The following is a 17,024-nucleotide window of genomic DNA, read 5'->3' as shown; positions in this document are numbered from 1 at the left end:
GTCGTTCTTCATTTCGACGAGACGCTTGGCCTTCTCGATCACCATTTCGGCGACTTGCACGTGACGGGCGGCGGGTTCGTCGAAGGTCGAGGCGATCACTTCGCCGGCCACCGAGCGCTGCATTTCCGTCACTTCTTCCGGGCGTTCGTCGATCAGCAACACAAACAGAATGACGTCCGGATGGTTCTGCTTATCGCATGGGCGATATGCTGAAGCATCACGGTCTTGCCGGATTTCGGCGAAGCGACCAGCAGGCCGCGCTGGCCCTTGCCGATCGGCGCGATCATGTCGACGATGCGGCCCGTCACGTTTTCTTCGCCGCGCATTTCACGTTCGAGCAGCAGCACCTTGTTCGGGTGTAGCGGCGTCAGGTTTTCGAACATGATCTTGTGCTTCGAAGCCTCCGGCGGCTGGCCGTTGACTTTGTCCACCTTCACCAGTGCGAAATAGCGTTCGCCGTCTTTTGGCGTGCGCACCTCGCCTTCGATCGTGTCGCCCGTGTGCAGATTGAAACGGCGGATTTGCGACGGGCTGATATAGATGTCATCCGTGCTGGCGAGGTAGGAGGTTTCCGGCGAACGCAGGAAACCGAAGCCGTCTGGCAGCACTTCGAGCGTGCCGTCGCCGAAGATCGTGTCGCCAGCTTTGGCGCGTTTTTTTAGAATGGCAAACATCAGTTCCTGCTTGCGCAGGCGGTTCGCGCTTTCGATCTCGAGGCCATTGGCCATCTCGATCAATTCGGACACGTGCAGAGTCTTTAGCTCGGATAAATGCATACGGAGAACCCGCAGGAGAAGGTGCGACGAAATGGAATCTGGGAGGAGGGTGAGCGGAACGCTCAAAGACTTACACGTCTCTTCGACGTTTTGCGGATTCTAGCATAGCACACGCCAATTTCCGCCAGTGCGGCGGCGCGGCATCTTTATAGTAAAGCGTGTTGCCGACTGACAACACGCTTTTCGGCGAGCGCGGCTACTTCGTTCAGCTTGCGGCGCCCGGGGCGACGCGTTTGCAGGTCGCGCTGGATCCGCAACCGCCACAGCGCGTATTACAGATTGCCGTCAAGGAACGCGGTGAGCTGCGACTTCGACAATGCGCCGACTTTCTGTGCTGCAACGGCGCCGTTCTTGAACAGGATCAGCGTCGGGATGCCGCGCACGCCGAACTTGACCGGCGTCGACTGATGTTCGTCAACATTGATTTTCGCGACTTGCAGGCGATCCGCATAATCCTTCGCGACTTCGTCGAGGATCGGCGCGATCATCTTGCACGGACCGCACCACTCAGCCCAGAAATCGAGCAGCACGGGTTTGTCGGATTTCACGACGTCCTGTTCGAACGATGCGTCGCTAATATGCTTGATTTGTTCGCTCATTTATGAATACCTCTATTGGTTCGAGGCCCGCCTGAATTGCTCGCCACGATACATCAAAAACCGGGAAAAATTCCGTTCGCTTCCGCGCCCGGGAGCCCTGCCTCGCATGCCGCGTAGATCCCGAAAGAGCACGGATTTTCGCGGAATACGGCAGAAAGGCCCGCGTTTGCGGATCGTTCAGCAGTCAGTGTAGCTTAATTCGCTATGCGTTGCCGATGGGCGATAGTACTCGTCAAGGCAGTGGGGCCAATGGCTGCGGGTCAAGCACCGCCCGGTTTCCGTCTCGTCGTGACGCCGCGATGAGGCAAACATGGTGGCGGCTACGGTGAACTCAAGTGCCACGCCCAGTAGCCGCCGAAGTGCCCATGTTTATATCGGTGTGAAGAAGGCGAGAAGCAGGCGAGAAGTGGCCCCCGACGCTGGATCCGGCGTCGGACGCGCCTGGCTCGCATTAACAGTCGCGCGCTCGATCGAGCGATGATAGAATCTTTCGCGACGGGCCTCCTCGCATGGAGGGATGGTCAACCTGGTCAGGTCGGGAACGAAGCAGCCACAGCCGTTTTCCACCAGTGCCGAGGGTCGGGCTCGTCACCTTCCTCTTTTCTCCGCTTTCCCCGCACGTACTCCCAGCTTCGCCATCTATCGCTCGTTGTGTTCGTCCGTAACATTGTCGCGGCTCGGTCGTGGGCGCCTGATCGTCTGATCCATTGCGAACCGGTTTTCGCGTGCTCCGGCAACGCTGCAGCGCGCGTTCGCACGCGATCCCGATTCGGTTTTTCGTCCCATTGTTACTGATACAATTTCCGGATGACCTATCAAGTTCTCGCACGCAAATGGCGGCCGAAGGATTTCGCTTCGCTCGTCGGACAGGAGCACGTGGTGCGCGCGCTCACCCATGCGCTCGACGGCGGCCGTCTGCATCATGCCTATCTGTTTACCGGTACGCGCGGCGTCGGCAAGACCACGCTGTCGCGCATCTTTGCGAAGGCGCTGAACTGCGAGACCGGGGTGACTTCCACGCCGTGCGGCGTGTGCCGTGCATGCCGCGAAATCGACGAAGGGCGCTTTGTCGATTATGTCGAGATGGACGCGGCGAGCAATCGCGGCGTCGATGAAATGGCCGCGCTGCTGGAACGCGCGGTGTACGCGCCGGTCGATGCGCGCTTCAAGGTCTACATGATCGACGAAGTGCACATGCTCACGAACCACGCGTTCAACGCGATGCTGAAGACGCTGGAAGAGCCGCCGCCGCACGTCAAATTCATTCTCGCGACCACCGATCCGCAGAAGATTCCGGTCACGGTGCTGTCGCGCTGTCTGCAATTCAATCTGAAGCAGATGCCGGCCGGTCATATCGTGTCGCATCTCGAGCGCATTCTCGGCGAAGAAAACGTGCCGTTCGACGCGCAGGCGCTGCGTCTGCTCGCGCGTGCGGCCGACGGCTCGATGCGCGATGCGCTGTCGTTGACCGATCAGGCGATCGCGTACTCGGCCAACCACGTGAGCGAGGACGCGGTGCGCGGCATGCTCGGCGCGCTCGATCAAAGTTATCTGATCCGTTTGCTCGACGCGCTCGCGCAGGGCGACGGCGCCGCGGTGCTCGCGGTCGCCGACGAGATGGCATTGCGCAGCCTGTCGTTCTCGACGGCACTGCAGGATCTCGCGAGCCTGCTGCACCGCATCGCATGGGCGCAATTCGCGCCGTCGTCGGTGCTCGACGAGTGGCCGGAAGCTGCCGATCTGCGCCGGTTCGCCGACACGATGAGTGCCGAGCAGGTGCAACTGTTCTATCAGATCGCGACGATCGGACGAAGCGAATTGGGTCTCGCACCTGATGAGTACGCTGGCTTCACGATGACGCTGCTGCGCATGCTCGCGTTCGAACCGGCGTCTACAGGCGGCGCCGGCGCGACCGGGGCGGGTTCGCAGGCAGGCGCGTCCGGGGCCGCGGCGAAGCGCTCCGGCGCGCCGACGGTCGCCGCGCTGCGGGCGCCGTCGGGGGCGTCGGCAACGGCCGCGCCGCTGCCGCCAGTCGTAGCCGCAGCCGCACGCGCCGCGGCGCCCGACGCTGGGCCGGTCGGTGCGCCGCAGGCTGGCGATGCGGGCGTGGAGAAGGGTAATACGCCGAAAGTCGCCGCGCCGGTTCCCCGGCCCGCGGCGCCCGCTCGCGCCGATGCAGTGCAAGATAACGCGAGGCCCGAAGCGGCACATGACGAGGCGGCCAGCGTCGACCAGGCGGCACCGGCAGCCGACGATGCGAAGCCGGCGAGCGCCGAGCGCCCGTTGGCTCCATGGGAAGACGCACCGGCAAGTGAAGGTACCGCCGTTGCCGGCGCGAACGGGCTTGTCGTGAACGAAACGGCCGATGTCGCGCCCGCAACTGAACTGGCGTCACCGGCAACCGCCCCACGCGCGACCACGAAGCAAGCCGTCGAATCGCTGGCGCAAGACCGGAAGCCGCCGTCACCAGGCGCCGCGCCGCTGGCCCTGCAGCAGGACGCGGCGCCGCAAGCCTCCCCCGCGCCGGCCCAGAGCGCCCCCGCTGCGCGCCGCGCAGGCGGCGCGAGTGCCGCACTCGACGTGTTACGCAACGCCGGGCTCAAAACGTCCCCCGACCGCGGCCGCACAAACGCCGCTGCAGCCGCCAAACCGCCAGCGCCCGCGGCGCCGATCCCCGCCGCCGCGCCGCGCGCGCTAGCCCCGATACCGACACCGGTGCCTGGCGCGCCGCGCCGCGCGCCGCAAGACCGGGCTGGCGCCGCCACGCCGCCATCCCCGGCACGCGGTGCGGACAGCAGCACGCAACACAACGGCTCGTCGATGCCGCCGTGGGACGACATGCCGCCCGACGACGACTACATGCCGCCCTCCGCCGCGGACGACGGCTACTTCGGCGCCCCGGACGATAACTTCGTACCGGTATTCGACCACGGTCCCGACGATGTCCGCATGGACGGGTCGGGCGCGGCAACCAGGCCGGCTGCCGCACCGGCACCGGTGCTCGACACCCGCCCGCTGCCGCCCGCGGTGCCGCTCGATCCGCTCGGCTTTACCGGCGACTGGCCCACGCTTGCCGTCGATCTGCCGTTGAAGGGCATTTCGTATCAGCTAGCGTTCAACAGCGAATTGATCGCGCTGGAAGGCAGTACGCTGAAGCTGAATGTGCCGGTGCCGCAATACGCGGAAACGTCGCAGGTCGCTAAACTGAAAGCAGCGCTCGTCGAACGGCTCGGCCAAAACGTCGACGTGCAGGTCGAGGTCGGCCCGGCACGCCGGACCGCCGCCGCCCACGATGCGGCGCTGCGCGCGCGGCGCCAGCAGGAAGCCGAGCGCGAGATCAACGCCGATCCGTTCGTGCAGTCGCTGATTCGCGAGTTCGGCGCGACCATCGTACGCGACTCGATTCGCCCGATTACCCCGGACGCCGCCCCGAACGGCGCGTCGCCGGCCCACTGATCCACCGGTTTGCGGCGCCATCGCGGCGCGGCGCCGGAATCGAGATATCACGCTATCCAGAAGGAGCACGTCCATGATGAAAGGCCAACTCGCCGGGCTGATGAAGCAAGCCCAGCAGATGCAGGAAAACATGAAGAAGATGCAGGAGCAACTCGCGCAGATCGAAGTCGAGGGGCAGTCCGGTGCGGGTCTCGTGAAAGTGACGATGACCTGCAAGAACGACGTGCGCCGCGTGTCGATCGATCCGAGCCTGCTTGCCGACGACAAGGAGATGCTCGAAGACCTGGTCGCCGCCGCGTTCAACGACGCCGTGCGCAAGGCCGAGGCGACCGCGCAGGAAAAAATGGGCGGCATGACGGCTGGCCTGCCGCTGCCGCCGGGCTTCAAGCTGCCGTTCTAAATCGGTAATGACGGCAAGCGCCGCGGCGGTCATCGCCACGGTGGGGGCTGCTACGCAACGCGCGCAGGCTGACCGCACCGAAAGTATCGCAAGCACCGAAGAACGTGCAGGCCGAACGTGAGAGTGCGGCAACCGCGCTCGAGCGGGCCGAGCACCGCAGTCTGGTCCAACTTGCCTACTCGAGCACCATCCACTTCGACGCCGATCCGCATGAAACAACCTTCCGCCCTGTCGGCGCTCGTCGAAGCGCTGCGCGCGCTGCCCGGTGTCGGGCCGAAGTCCGCGCAACGCATCGCGTATCACTTGATGCAGCACGATCGCGACGGCGCCGAAAAGCTCGGCCGCTCGCTGCTGTTCGCGACCGAGCATCTGCGCCACTGCGAAAAGTGCAACACGTTTACCGAAGCGCAGATCTGCGAGGTCTGCCTCGATGACGAGCGCGATCCGTCGCTGCTGTGCGTCGTCGAAACGCCAGCCGACCAGATCATGCTCGAACAGACGATGACCTATCGCGGTCTCTATTTCGTGCTGATGGGGCGGCTCAGTCCGCTCGATGGCATTGGCCCGAAGGAGATCCATTTCGACCGGCTCGTGAAGCGCGCGTCCGATGGCGTCGTCAAGGAAGTCGTGCTCGCGACCAACTTCACCAACGAAGGCGAGGCCACCGCGCATTACCTCGGGCAAACGCTCAAGGCGCGCGGGCTATCGGTGACGCGTCTCGCGCGCGGCGTGCCGGTGGGCGGTGAACTGGAGTATGTCGACGCGGGTACGATCGCGCGAGCGATGCTCGATCGCCGTTCGATGTAGCGCATGTAGCGCATGCAGCGCGCTTGCAGGTGTTTGACCGCGGGTGCGGGCGCTGCCGAACAGGGGCGGTGGCCCGTTTGCTCGGTCGGCACCGTCAGGCCCGTAATCAGCGTGCCGCAAACGCCGCCCCATACGCGAGAATGCCGGAGCGCCGCAAGGCGAGAGCGTCGTCGGTACTACAACAAGGGAGACACATGAGCGTCACCTCCGAATCAGGCGCGAGCGCCGCGCCGCAACCCGCACGCGGCCCGCTCGCCGGCGTCAAGGTGCTGGAACTCGGCACGCTGATCGCCGGACCGTTCGCCGCGCGTTTTCTCGGCGAATTCGGTGCCGACGTGATCAAGATCGAGGACCCCAAGGGCGGCGATCCGCTGCGCAAATGGCGCAAGCTCTATCCGGAAATTGGCGGCACGTCGCTGTGGTGGGCCGTACAGGCGCGCAACAAGAAATCCGTGACGATCAATCTGAAAGCCGACGAGGGCAAGGAGATCGTGCGGCGCCTCGCGAAAGAGGCCGATATCGTCGTCGAGAACTTCCGCCCCGGCCTGCTCGAGAAACTGGGCCTCGGCTATGACGTGCTGTCCGCCGACAATCCGGGCCTCGTGATGGTGCGTCTGTCCGGCTACGGGCAGACGGGCCCGTATCGCGACCGGCCGGGCTTTGGCGCGATCGCCGAATCGATGGGCGGTCTGCGCCATATCACCGGCTATCCGGATCTGCCGCCGCCGCGCATCGGCATTTCGATCGGCGATTCGATCGCCGCGCTGCACGGCGTGATCGGCGCGCTGATGGCGTTGCATCACAGGCAGGTGAGCGGCGGCAAGGGGCAGGTCGTTGACGTCGCGCTGTACGAGGCCGTCTTCAACATGATGGAAAGCGTGGTGCCCGAATATGGGGTGTACGGCATGGTGCGCGAGCGCACCGGCGCGTCGCTGCCGGGCATCGTGCCGTCGAATACCTATCCGTGCCGCGACGGCAGCATCGTGATCGGCGGCAATAGCGATCCGATTTTCAGGCGCCTGATGATCGCGATCGAGCGCGACGATCTCGCGAACGATCCGGCGCTCGCGCATAACGACGGCCGCGTGCCGCGCACTGAGGAAATCGACGCCGCGATCGCCGCGTGGCTTTCCACCCGTACGATCGACGAGGCGCTCGCGGTGCTCAATGCCGCCGACGTGCCGGTGGGCCGCATTTACAGCGTCGCGGACATGTTCACCGATCCGCAGTACCTCGCGAGGCAGATGATCCAGCGTTTCAAGTGGCAGGACGGCAACGAAATCACGCTGCCGGCGGTCACGCCGAAACTCTCGGCGACGCCCGGCGAGACTCGCTGGCTGGGCCCGGAACTGGGTGAACATACCGATGAAGTCCTTCAATCACTAGGTTATGATGCTGACGGCATCGCCAGGCTGCGCGCGCAACAGATCATCTGACGCGCCTGCGGCGCGCCGTGAGAAGCAGTGGTGGCGTGAAGAAAATACGACACGAAAAAGCGGGAAAAGCGCGGCGACGAAGCAAGAGGCGAGAGGCGCGAGCCACGCCGCGCGATAGCGCGCAACAGCGCCGCAAAAAAGCCGGACCACAAAATCTGGAGACAACAGACCATGCAACGCAGAACCTTCCTCGCCGGCGGCGCCGCGCTCGCAGGCGCCACGCTGACAGCCACCCCGTTCGCTTTCGCGCAGGGCAAACCCGAGACCACCAAGGTCGCGATCGCGGTCGGCGGCAAGAACCTGTTCTATTACCTGCCGCTCACGATCGCGGAGCGTCGCAACTACTTCAAGGACGAAGGGCTCGACGTCGAGATTTCCGATTTCGCCGGCGGCTCGCAGGCGCTGAAAGCCGCGGTCGGTGGCAGCGCCGATGTCGTCTCCGGCGCGTTCGAGCACACTCTCCTGTTGCAGGCACAAAAGCAGTTTTTCCGCGAATTCGTGTTGCAAGGTCGCGCGCCGCAGATCGTCCTCGCGGTGTCGAAGAAGACCATGCCGAACTACAAGTCGATTGCCGATCTGAAGGGCAAGAAGATCGGCGTGACCGCGCCGGGTTCATCGACGTCGATCATGGCGAGCTTCGTGCTCGCGAAAGCCGGCCTGAGTCCGAAGGACGTCGCGTTCATCGGCGTTGGCGCGGGCGCCGGCGCAATCGCCGCGCTGCAGTCCGGGCAGATCGACGCGATCGCCAACCTCGATCCGATCGTCACGCGCCTCGAACGCGCAGGCGACGTGCGCGTGGTGTCGGATACGCGCACGCTTGCCGATACCCGTAGCGTGTTCGGCGGCGATATGCCGGCCGGCTGCCTGTATGCGTCGCAGGCGTTCATCACAAAGAATCCGAACACCACCCAGGCGCTCACCAATGCGATGGTGCGCGCGCTGAAGTGGCTGCAGAACGCAAGCGGCAGCGAACTGATCAACACCGTGCCGGAGAGCTATCTGCTCGGCGACCGCGCACTCTATCTCGACGCGTGGCAGCACGTGCGCGAAGCGATGTCGCCGGACGGCATGATGCCCGCGGACGGCCCGGCGACGTCGCTCAAGACGCTGAAGGCCTTCGATCCGGTCATCCAGAACGCGCACATCGATCTGTCGAAGACTTGGACCAACGACTTCGTGAAGAAAGCGCTGGCGACCGTCAAGGCGTAGGCGCGCCAAGCGTAGCAGCCGGGACGCGGACAGCGAGCGCACAACGCGCCATGTCCGCGGCAACCGCGGCGGCCGCCATCACCTCATTACGCTTTCCCCCAACCCGATTCCCGAAGCGAGCCGAACGATGACCGTTGCTGCCCTGGCGCTCGAAAACATTACCTGCACGTTTGCCGCGCGCGATAACCGATCGCAGCGCTACACGGCGGTCCAGGACACGACGCTACGCATCGAGCCGGGCGAGTTCGTGTCGGTGGTCGGTCCGACCGGCTGTGGCAAGTCCACGTTGCTGAACGTCGGCGCGGGTTTGCTGCAACCGTCGGCGGGCTCGGTCAGCGTGTTCGGCGAGCGGCTCGATGGCCTGAATCGCCGCGCGGGCTACATGTTCCAGGCCGATGCGCTGATGCCGTGGCGCTCGGCGTTCGACAACGTGGTGGCCGGCCTGTCGTTTCGTCGCGTGCCGGCCGCCGAGGCGCGCGCGAAGGCGGACGAATGGCTCAAACGCGTCGGCCTTGGCGGCTTCGGCGACCGTTATCCGCATCAGCTATCGGGCGGCATGCGCAAGCGTGTCGCGATGGCGCAGACGCTGATTCTCGATCCCGACATCATCCTGATGGACGAGCCGTTTTCCGCACTCGATATCCAGACGCGTCAGCTGATGGAAAACGAACTGCTCGAGCTATGGGCCGCGAAGCGCAAGGCGGTGCTGTTCATCACGCACGATCTGGACGAAGCGATCGCGATGTCGGACCGCGTGGTGGTGCTGTCGGCGGGGCCGGCCACCCATCCGATGGGCGAATTCAGGATCGATTTGCCGCGCCCGCGCGACGTTGCGGAAATCCGCTCGCATCCGCGTTTCGTCGAGTTGCATGCGCAGATCTGGAGCGTGTTGCGCGATGAAGTGCTGAAGGGTTATCAGCAGCAATTGACCGCTGTTTAAGCGCGCCGCGCGGCGACGCATGCGCGGCAACAAGAAAACGCAAGAAGACGCAACAACCCGCGTTCAATCATCGACGAAGGCAAACCAAGTCATGTGGAAGACGTTGCGCCCGAGCCGGGCGAATCTGGTGATCTGGCAATGGCTGCTGCTCGTGCTGTGCTTCGTGCTGTGGTACGTGCTGACGAGCCCGACGCTGCTGCCGCCGTTCTATTTCGATGACCCGAACAAGGCGGCGTTCTTCTTCGGCGAACCGCAGAAGGTTCTGCAGCGCATCTGGGAGTGGTTCACGAGCGGCGAGATTTATCTGCATCTGTGGATCACGCTCGTCGAGACTTTGCTCGCGTTCGCGCTGGGCACGGCGCTAGGGCTCGGCTTCGGGCTGTGGCTCGCGCTCGCGCCGCTCGCCAGCGCGTTATTCGATCCGTACGTGAAGGCCGCGAACTCGATGCCGCGCGTGATTCTCGCGCCGATTTTCGGCGTGTGGTTCGGCCTTGGCATCTGGTCGAAGGTCGCGCTGGGCGTCACGCTCGTGTTCTTTATCGTGTTCTTCAACGTCTACCAAGGCGTGAAGGAAGTCAGTCCGGTCGTGCTCGCGAACGCGCGAATGCTCGGCGCGAACCGTAAGCAGCTGCTGCGCTTCGTGTATCTGCCGAGCGCGATGAGCTGGGTGTTTTCGAGCCTGCACACGTCGGTGGGCCTCGCGTTCGTCGGCTCGGTCGTGGGCGAGTATCTGGGCTCCGCGCGTGGGGTCGGTTATCTGATCCTGCAGGCCGAAGGCACATTCGATATCGACACCGTGTTCGCGGGGATTCTGGTGCTGACCGCGTTCGCCCTGGTTCTCGACGGGATCGTCGGAATGGCGGAGCGGCGCCTGATGAAGTGGCAGCCGCGCAGTGGCGATACCGAGAAGCTGTGAGTTTTCGTGGCTTGAACATGCACCGGGTGCGAGCGGCGCCTGCTCGCGACCGAGCGCGATAAAGCGCGCCGGGGTCGACACGACCTCAATCACACACGGCGCGGAGTCTGAAACACAGTTCAGGCTTCGCGCCGTTTTTGCCATCAAGGCGTCACCACCACCTTGCCGATCACGCGGCGCTCGGCCATGTCGCGCAATGCACGGCCCGTGTCGTCGAGCGAATAGCGCGCGGACACATAGGGTTTCAGTTTGCCTTCGCGAATCCATCCAACCATCTGGTCGAACGCCGCGTGATTGCGCTGCGGTTCGCGCTTCGCAAAGTCACCCCAGAACACGCCCACCACGCTTGCCCCTTTGAGCAGCATCAGATTGAGCGGCAGCTTCGGAATCTCGCCGTTCGCGAAGCCGACGACCAGATAGCGTCCGCGCCAGCCGATGCTGCGAAAGGCCGGCTCCGCATAGACGCCGCCGACCGGATCGTAAATGACGTCGGGGCCTTTGCCGTCGGTGAGCGCCTTGATGCGCTCGCGCAGATCCTGGGTGCTGTAGTTGATCGTCGCGTCGGCGCCGTGCTTCACGCAGATCGCGAGCTTTTGGTCGCTCGATGCCGCCGCGATCACGCGCGCGCCGAGCGCCTTGCCAATCTCGACGGCAGCAAGTCCGACGCCGCCGCCCGCGCCGAGCACGAGCATCGTTTCGCCGGGCTGCAATGCGCCGCGATCTATCACCGCGTGATGCGACGTCCCATACGCGAGCGTGAATGCAGCCGCGAGTTCGAATAGCACGTCGTCCTCGAGCGGCACGCAGGCCGATTCGGGCGCGAGTGCCTGTTCGGCGAAAGCGCCCGAACCGGTGAACGCGGCCACGCGCGAGCCCGGCCTGAACCGCGTGACGCCCGCGCCGACCGCGCGCACGATGCCCGCTGCTTCCGAACCGGGCGTGAACGGCAACGGCGGCTTGAACTGGTATTTGTTCTCGATGATCAGCACATCCGGAAAATTGACCGCCGCAGCTTTCACGTCGATCACGACGTGGCCAGGCGGCGCTTCCAGTTCCGGCAGGTTTTCGACGACCAGGCTCTCGGGCGGCCCGTATTGCTTGCAGCGAATCGCGCGCATCGTGTCTCCATTCGTTCAGGGTTTGGTAACGGGCAATGCGTAAAGTGGCTCGCACGACCGTGCCATTTTTGCGCTGCAGATCGCGCATCGGACGGCGATGCAGCGCGCTCTGCTTGCGACCGGTGTTGCACAGTGCATTGAAACACGATCTTGCGGCGGCTTTGCATCGCGTGTTGCATAACACGGCACCGCGCGACGCACTTGGGCGAGGCAGCTTCGTCGACGGCTCGCGCGGCATCCGCATAACGGACGCTCGGATCGTCGCAGGCATTTTCGTCCGTGAAAAATGCCTGCGTGCGCGCCGCTCGCGTCTGTCGCTGGCGCGCGCCGGCGGTGTCGTTCGCGTGCCATCTTTCCTCGGTTACAATCGCCGCATGCGAATCCTACTCAGCAATGACGACGGTTATCTGGCGCCGGGCCTGGCCGCGCTCTACGAAGCGCTCAAGCCAATCGCGGACGTCACCGTGATGGCTCCCGAACAGAACTGCAGCGGCGCGTCGAATTCCTTGACGCTGTCGCGTCCGCTATCGGTTCTGCGTTCTGCCAACGGCTTCTATTACGTGAACGGCACGCCGACCGATTCAGTGCACATTGCGCTGACCGGCATGCTCGACCACACGCCGGATCTGGTCGTGTCAGGCATCAACAATGGCCAGAACATGGGCGACGACACGCTGTACTCGGGCACCGTCGCGGCCGCCACGGAAGGCATCATGTTCGGTGTGCCGGCTATCGCGTTTTCGCTCGTCGATAAAGACTGGGTGCATCTGGAAGACGCGGCCCGTGTCGCCGCCGAAATCGTCTCGCATTATCTCGAGCGGCCGTTGCCGGGTCACCCGCTGCTCAATGTCAATATTCCTAACCTGCCGTACGAACAACTGCGCGAGTGGCAAATTACGCGCCTCGGCAAACGGCATCCATCGCAGCCGGTGATCCGCCAAACCAATCCGCGTGGCGAGCCGATCTACTGGATAGGCGCGTCGGGCAGCGCGCGTGATGCGAGCGAAGGCACCGATTTTTACGCGGTCGCCAACGGCACTGTGTCGATCACGCCGCTGCAACTCGACCTGACCTACACGCAAATGCTGCCCACGGCGCGCGACTGGCTGCGTGCGGGCAGCGGCGCTTCATGAGCGGCGAGCGCGCGAAGCGCTTTCCGCTCGGCCTCGAAGATCTGGTGCGAGAGCCACGTCGTCCCGAAGGCCGTCCCGGTGAAATGCGCGCGGCGGCGCTTGCCGCAAGCGCGGCGCTGAATACGCGCCAGCCGTCGATTAAACAGACGCAGGGCGGCGCGCAGGGCCGAACCCAGGCGAGGGCGCCCGCTGGCGTGCAGAACGCGGTGGCGGCGCGATCCCAGGCGATTCCCCAGGCGAAGGCTCAATACGGCTCCGCAAGCGGCTCATTGACTAGCGCCGCAGCGGCCGGTGCGATGCCACCAAGGCCGCAGGCGGCGCCGATTGCAAGACCATCGGGGCCAGCGGCGACAGCGGGCGCTATGCCTGCTGGCACGTCGGCGCGCCAAGCGGTCACGCAGGCGCCGAAGCCGTCAGTCAAGCTACCGGTCAAATCGATCAAGTCCGCGACGCATGGGCGAGTTCCGAGCGTGCGCGCCGCGCCATTGCCATTGCCATTGCAGCCGCAGTCTCAGCCGGGCGGCAAGCCGGCTTCGCGCGCGAACGATCGCGGCACCGCGACGAATGCCGCGTTGAGCGGCCTGATCAGCGGCTCGACGAGCGGCTCGACCAGCAACGCGTTGGCGCTCACCTCGGAACGGGTTCGCGAACGGATGGTCGAACGCCTGCGCTCGAATGGCGTGACCGATCAGCGCGTACTGAATGCGATGGCCGCCGTGCCACGCCATCTGTTCGTCGATCCGGGCCTCGCAGCCCAGGCTTACGAAGATGCGGCGTTGCCGATCGGCCATCACCAGACGATCTCGAAGCCGTCGGTGGTCGCGCGGATGATCGAGCTGGCGGCGGCCGGCCGCGAACTGAACAACGTGCTCGAAATCGGCACCGGTTGCGGTTATCAGGCGGCGGTGCTGAGCCGGGTCGCACGCGAGGTCTATTCGATCGAACGCATCAAGCCGCTGTCGGAGCGCGCGAAGACGAATCTGCGGCCACTGCGCATTCCGAACATCCGGCTGCATTACGGTGACGGGCGGCTCGGTTTGCCGTCGGCGGCGCCGTTCGATGCGATCGTAATCGCGGCCGCCGGGCTCGACGTGCCTCAGGCGCTGCTCGAACAACTTGCGGTCGGCGGACGTCTGGTCGCGCCGGTCGGCTCGCAGGAAGGACAAAGCCAGGTGCTGACGCTGGTCGAGCGGGTCGGGCCCGCGCAGTGGCGAGAGTCGCGGCTCGATCGCGTTTTCTTTGTACCCTTAAAATCCGGAGTGATTTGACACCGATGAGTATGTTGCGCGCGATGCAGAGAACCACCCCGAATTCCTCAATGACCGTAACCCAGCGCAGCGTGTCCGTGCTCGCCTTGTCCCTGTTGATGACGGCCTGTGCGTCCCGGCTCGACCAGGCGCCGGTCGTCGACCGCTCTACCGGCGGCACGCTCGCCACCGTGCCGGGCGCCGCGTCGGAACCCGCGGTGCCGCTCGGCCCGCCGCCGCCCGGCTACTATCGCGTGAAGCCGGGCGACACGCTGTACCGTATCGCGCTCGAGAATGGACAGAATTACCGCGACATTTCGGCGTGGAACAATCTGACCAACCCGAATCAGATCGAAGTCGATCAGTTGCTGCGCGTGGTGCCGCCAGGCGCGAATACCGCGGCAACGACGCCGGGTGTCGCGACCGCGCCGATCGGCCCGAACGGCACCGTGCAAAGCGCGCCGCTCGCCAATGCGCCGGCCGCGGTCGGCGCCGCGATGCCGCCGCTGTATGGCGCGGGCACCAATGGCAGCCCCGCAAATGGGCTGGCCAACGGCGCGGCGCCGGCCAATTCGGGCGCGGCGAGCGACACCGGCAGCGCCGCGGCGGGCAACGTCGCGTTCGCGTGGCCGGTGCGAGGTCCGTTGCTCAACACGTTCAACGACACGACCAATAAAGGCGTCAATATCGGCGGCTCGGCGGGCGAGGCGGTCAAGGCTTCGGCGGACGGCCGGGTCGTCTATGCCGGAAATGGGCTGCGTGGCTACGGCAATCTCATTATCATCAAGCATGATGCAACTTATCTCACCGCGTATGCACACAACCGCGCTTTGATGGTAAAAGAGGGGGACGCGGTAACGAAAGGTCAGAAAATCGCTGAGATGGGCAATAGTGATTCCGACCGCGTGATGTTGCATTTCGAAGTTCGCCGGCAGGGCAAACCTGTCGACCCACTGAAGTATTTGCCGCCGCAATAAGCGATACGACCATGCCGAAATCGAAGCGCCGCCCGCCGCAAGCCGAGTCTGAGACGATCAGCGAAGCCACGTCCGCCGCAGTGGACGAAAGCGGCGCTTCGGAAGTGGAAGAAGAGAGCGCCGAAGAGCGCGATCTCGACGAGCGTCAGGGCGGCCTCGAAGAAGGCGAAGCCCCTGAGGCCCGGGAGGGTGCCGCCGAGCCGGTTCCCGACGCCGACGATTTTCGCGCGCTTTTGCAAGCCGAACTCACGGCCGACACCATCCAGCATTATCTGAATCGCATCAGCGTGAAGCCGCTGCTCACCGTCGAGGAGGAGCAGAAGTATTCGCGCCTTGCCAAGGCGGGCGAGTTCGAAGCGCGGCAGGTGATGATCGAGCGCAACCTGCGGCTGGTCGTCAGCATCGCGAAGGGTTATCTGAATCGCGGCGTGCCGCTGCTCGATCTGATCGAGGAGGGCAACCTCGGCCTGATGCATGCGATCGAAAAATTCGATCCGACGCGCGGCTTCCGTTTTTCGACTTATGCGACCTGGTGGATTCGCCAGAGCATCGAGCGCGCGATCATGAATCAGGCGCGCACCGTGCGCTTGCCCGTGCACGTGATCCGCGAGCTCAACCAGGTGCTGCGCGCGAAGCGCCATCTCGAGAAAAACTCGATGAATTCGGGTGAAGCGGCTGAGCGGCGCGATGCGAGCATCGACGACATCGCTTATCTGACCGGCAAGACCACTGACGAAGTTACCGACATCCTTGCATTGAACGAGCATACGGCGTCGCTCGACGCACCGCTCGATCTCGATCCGGCGAGCAGTCTGCTCGACCTGCTCTCCGACGACCAAAGCCAGTCGCCAGACGCCGAAGTCCAGCACCGCGAGCTCGAAACGCTGACGCGCGCATGGCTCGCGCGTCTGTCGGACAAGCACCGCCATGTGATCGAACGCCGCTTCGGCCTGAACCATATCGAGCCCGCCACGCTCGAGGAACTGGCCGACGAAATGGGCCTCACGCGCGAGCGTGTGCGCCAGATCCAACAGGAAGCGCTGGTACGGCTGAAGCGCTTCTTCGCGTCAAACGGTGTTCGCAAAGACGCCGTTCTATAATCCAGATGACACCGATTCTTGTTTTCGACATCGAGACGATTCCCGATGTCGCCGGCATCCGCCGTCTCGAAGATTTGCCCGCGTCGATGAGCGACGCCGAAGTCGCCGAGCACGCATTCGCCGCGCGCCGCGAAAAAACCGGCGGCGATTTCCTGCCGCATCATCTGCAACGGGTCGCGGCGATTTCCTGCGTGTTCCGCGACAGCAACGGCTTTCGCGTGCGCTCGCTGGGCACGCCCGAAGATGGCGAAGCCGCGCTCGTGCAGTCCTTCTATCGCGTGATCGAAAAGTATACGCCGCAGCTCGTGTCGTGGAATGGCGGCGGCTTCGATCTGCCGGTGCTGAACTACCGTGCGCTCGTCAATGGCATTCCCGCGTACCGGTTCTGGGATCTCGGCGAGGACGACCGCGATTTCAAATGGAACAACTACATCAGCCGCTACCACGTGCGCCACACCGACCTGATGGACGTGCTCGCGATGTACCAGGCCCGCGCCAATGCGCCGCTCGACGCGCTCGCGAAGATGTGCGGCTTTCCAGGCAAGATGGGCATGGACGGCAGTCAGGTGTGGCAGGCTTTCCAGCAAGGGCGCATCGAGGAAATCCGCAATTACTGCGAGACCGACGTCGTCAATACGTACCTGCTGTATTGCCGCTTCCAGTTGATGCGCGGCGGCCTCTCGCCGGCGGAGTATGCTGACGAAATCAATCTCGTCAAGAACGCACTCGCGCTCGAAACCGCGCCGCAGTGGGCCGAGTACCTGGCGGCCTTCGAGCAGTAAGTTCGCTGTGCGAGTCTGGTCATTGAGCTCGCGCGGCGATCCAATCGCCAGGCTCGGCGCCTCGCGCGGTCGGACCGTGCGCTGAGCGCGGGCCAGCCCAGCGCTTCGTCTACAATCTCGCCTTTCCC

The 17,024-nt window shown here is 64.4% G+C and carries 14 protein-coding genes, 1 other RNA gene and 1 pseudogene; 13 read left to right on the top strand and 3 right to left on the bottom strand.

What is annotated here, in order from left to right:
• A pseudogene (gene rho, locus VGH68_RS12815) lies at positions 1-776 on the bottom strand (transcription termination factor Rho); the annotation flags it as partial.
• Positions 777-1,048: 272 nt separating this feature from the next.
• Positions 1,049-1,375: a thioredoxin TrxA gene (gene trxA, locus VGH68_RS12810; RefSeq protein ID WP_013089343.1), complete on the bottom strand. Its 327-nt coding sequence runs from the start codon at positions 1,373-1,375 to the stop codon at positions 1,049-1,051.
• A 494-nt stretch (positions 1,376-1,869) separates the two neighbouring features.
• Here trxA and ffs point away from each other — a divergent pair.
• The 8 genes from ffs to VGH68_RS12770 all read left to right on the top strand — a co-directional run bounded on the left by ffs (position 1,870) and on the right by VGH68_RS12770 (position 10,539).
• Positions 1,870-1,968: signal recognition particle sRNA small type (gene ffs, locus VGH68_RS12805), an RNA gene on the top strand.
• A gap of 214 nt (positions 1,969-2,182) precedes the next feature.
• Positions 2,183-4,831, top strand: a complete 2,649-nt coding sequence (locus VGH68_RS12800; protein WP_331603993.1) for a DNA polymerase III subunit gamma/tau — start codon at positions 2,183-2,185, stop codon at positions 4,829-4,831.
• 73 nt (positions 4,832-4,904) lie between these two features.
• Complete coding sequence (locus VGH68_RS12795; protein ID WP_331603992.1) at positions 4,905-5,231, top strand: YbaB/EbfC family nucleoid-associated protein; 327 nt, start codon at positions 4,905-4,907, stop codon at positions 5,229-5,231.
• Between the two features lie 210 nt (positions 5,232-5,441).
• The gene (gene recR / locus VGH68_RS12790) at positions 5,442-6,038 is read left to right on the top strand and encodes a recombination mediator RecR (RefSeq protein WP_331603991.1); all 597 of its coding nucleotides are present in this window, start codon (positions 5,442-5,444) and stop codon (positions 6,036-6,038) included.
• Between the two features lie 194 nt (positions 6,039-6,232).
• The gene (locus tag VGH68_RS12785; RefSeq protein WP_331603990.1) at positions 6,233-7,474 is read left to right on the top strand and encodes a CaiB/BaiF CoA-transferase family protein; all 1,242 of its coding nucleotides are present in this window, start codon (positions 6,233-6,235) and stop codon (positions 7,472-7,474) included.
• Between the two features lie 171 nt (positions 7,475-7,645).
• On the top strand, positions 7,646-8,683 hold the full coding sequence (locus tag VGH68_RS12780; RefSeq protein WP_331603989.1) for an ABC transporter substrate-binding protein: 1,038 nt from the start codon (positions 7,646-7,648) through the stop codon (positions 8,681-8,683).
• 127 nt (positions 8,684-8,810) lie between these two features.
• Entirely contained in the window at positions 8,811-9,623 is an 813-nt protein-coding gene (locus VGH68_RS12775; RefSeq protein WP_331603988.1) for an ABC transporter ATP-binding protein, read from the top strand.
• 91 nt (positions 9,624-9,714) lie between these two features.
• Positions 9,715-10,539, top strand: a complete 825-nt coding sequence (locus tag VGH68_RS12770) for an ABC transporter permease (protein ID WP_331603987.1) — start codon at positions 9,715-9,717, stop codon at positions 10,537-10,539.
• A gap of 143 nt (positions 10,540-10,682) precedes the next feature.
• Here VGH68_RS12770 and VGH68_RS12765 read toward each other — a convergent pair whose 3' ends face one another.
• A complete protein-coding gene (locus tag VGH68_RS12765) occupies positions 10,683-11,657 on the bottom strand; it encodes an NADPH:quinone oxidoreductase family protein (protein WP_331603986.1) in 975 nt (324 codons plus the stop codon).
• A 374-nt stretch (positions 11,658-12,031) separates the two neighbouring features.
• Between VGH68_RS12765 and surE the strand changes: the two genes are divergently transcribed.
• The 5 genes from surE to VGH68_RS12740 are packed head-to-tail and all read left to right on the top strand — an operon-like array spanning position 12,032 to position 16,896.
• On the top strand, positions 12,032-12,790 hold the full coding sequence (gene surE / locus VGH68_RS12760; protein ID WP_331603985.1) for a 5'/3'-nucleotidase SurE: 759 nt from the start codon (positions 12,032-12,034) through the stop codon (positions 12,788-12,790).
• Positions 12,787-14,058, top strand: a complete 1,272-nt coding sequence (locus tag VGH68_RS12755) for a protein-L-isoaspartate(D-aspartate) O-methyltransferase (protein ID WP_331603984.1) — start codon at positions 12,787-12,789, stop codon at positions 14,056-14,058. Before surE ends, VGH68_RS12755 begins: the two co-directional genes overlap by 4 nt.
• Before the next feature lie 5 nt (positions 14,059-14,063).
• Positions 14,064-15,014 carry a peptidoglycan DD-metalloendopeptidase family protein gene (locus VGH68_RS12750; protein WP_331603983.1) on the top strand — a complete coding sequence of 317 codons (951 nt, stop codon included), beginning with the start codon at positions 14,064-14,066 and terminating at the stop codon, positions 15,012-15,014.
• Between the two features lie 11 nt (positions 15,015-15,025).
• Positions 15,026-16,114 carry an RNA polymerase sigma factor RpoS gene (gene rpoS / locus VGH68_RS12745; protein ID WP_331603982.1) on the top strand — a complete coding sequence of 363 codons (1,089 nt, stop codon included), beginning with the start codon at positions 15,026-15,028 and terminating at the stop codon, positions 16,112-16,114.
• 5 nt (positions 16,115-16,119) lie between these two features.
• Positions 16,120-16,896: a 3'-5' exonuclease gene (locus VGH68_RS12740; RefSeq protein ID WP_331603981.1), complete on the top strand. Its 777-nt coding sequence runs from the start codon at positions 16,120-16,122 to the stop codon at positions 16,894-16,896.
• The last annotated feature ends 128 nt before the right edge of the window (positions 16,897-17,024 follow it).

Origin of the sequence: Paraburkholderia sp. (genome assembly GCF_036488505.1) — a bacterium.
GTDB lineage: Bacteria > Pseudomonadota > Gammaproteobacteria > Burkholderiales > Burkholderiaceae > Paraburkholderia.
Note: the sequence above shows the minus strand (reverse complement) of the source record. Positions and strands in the feature narration are given on the sequence as shown.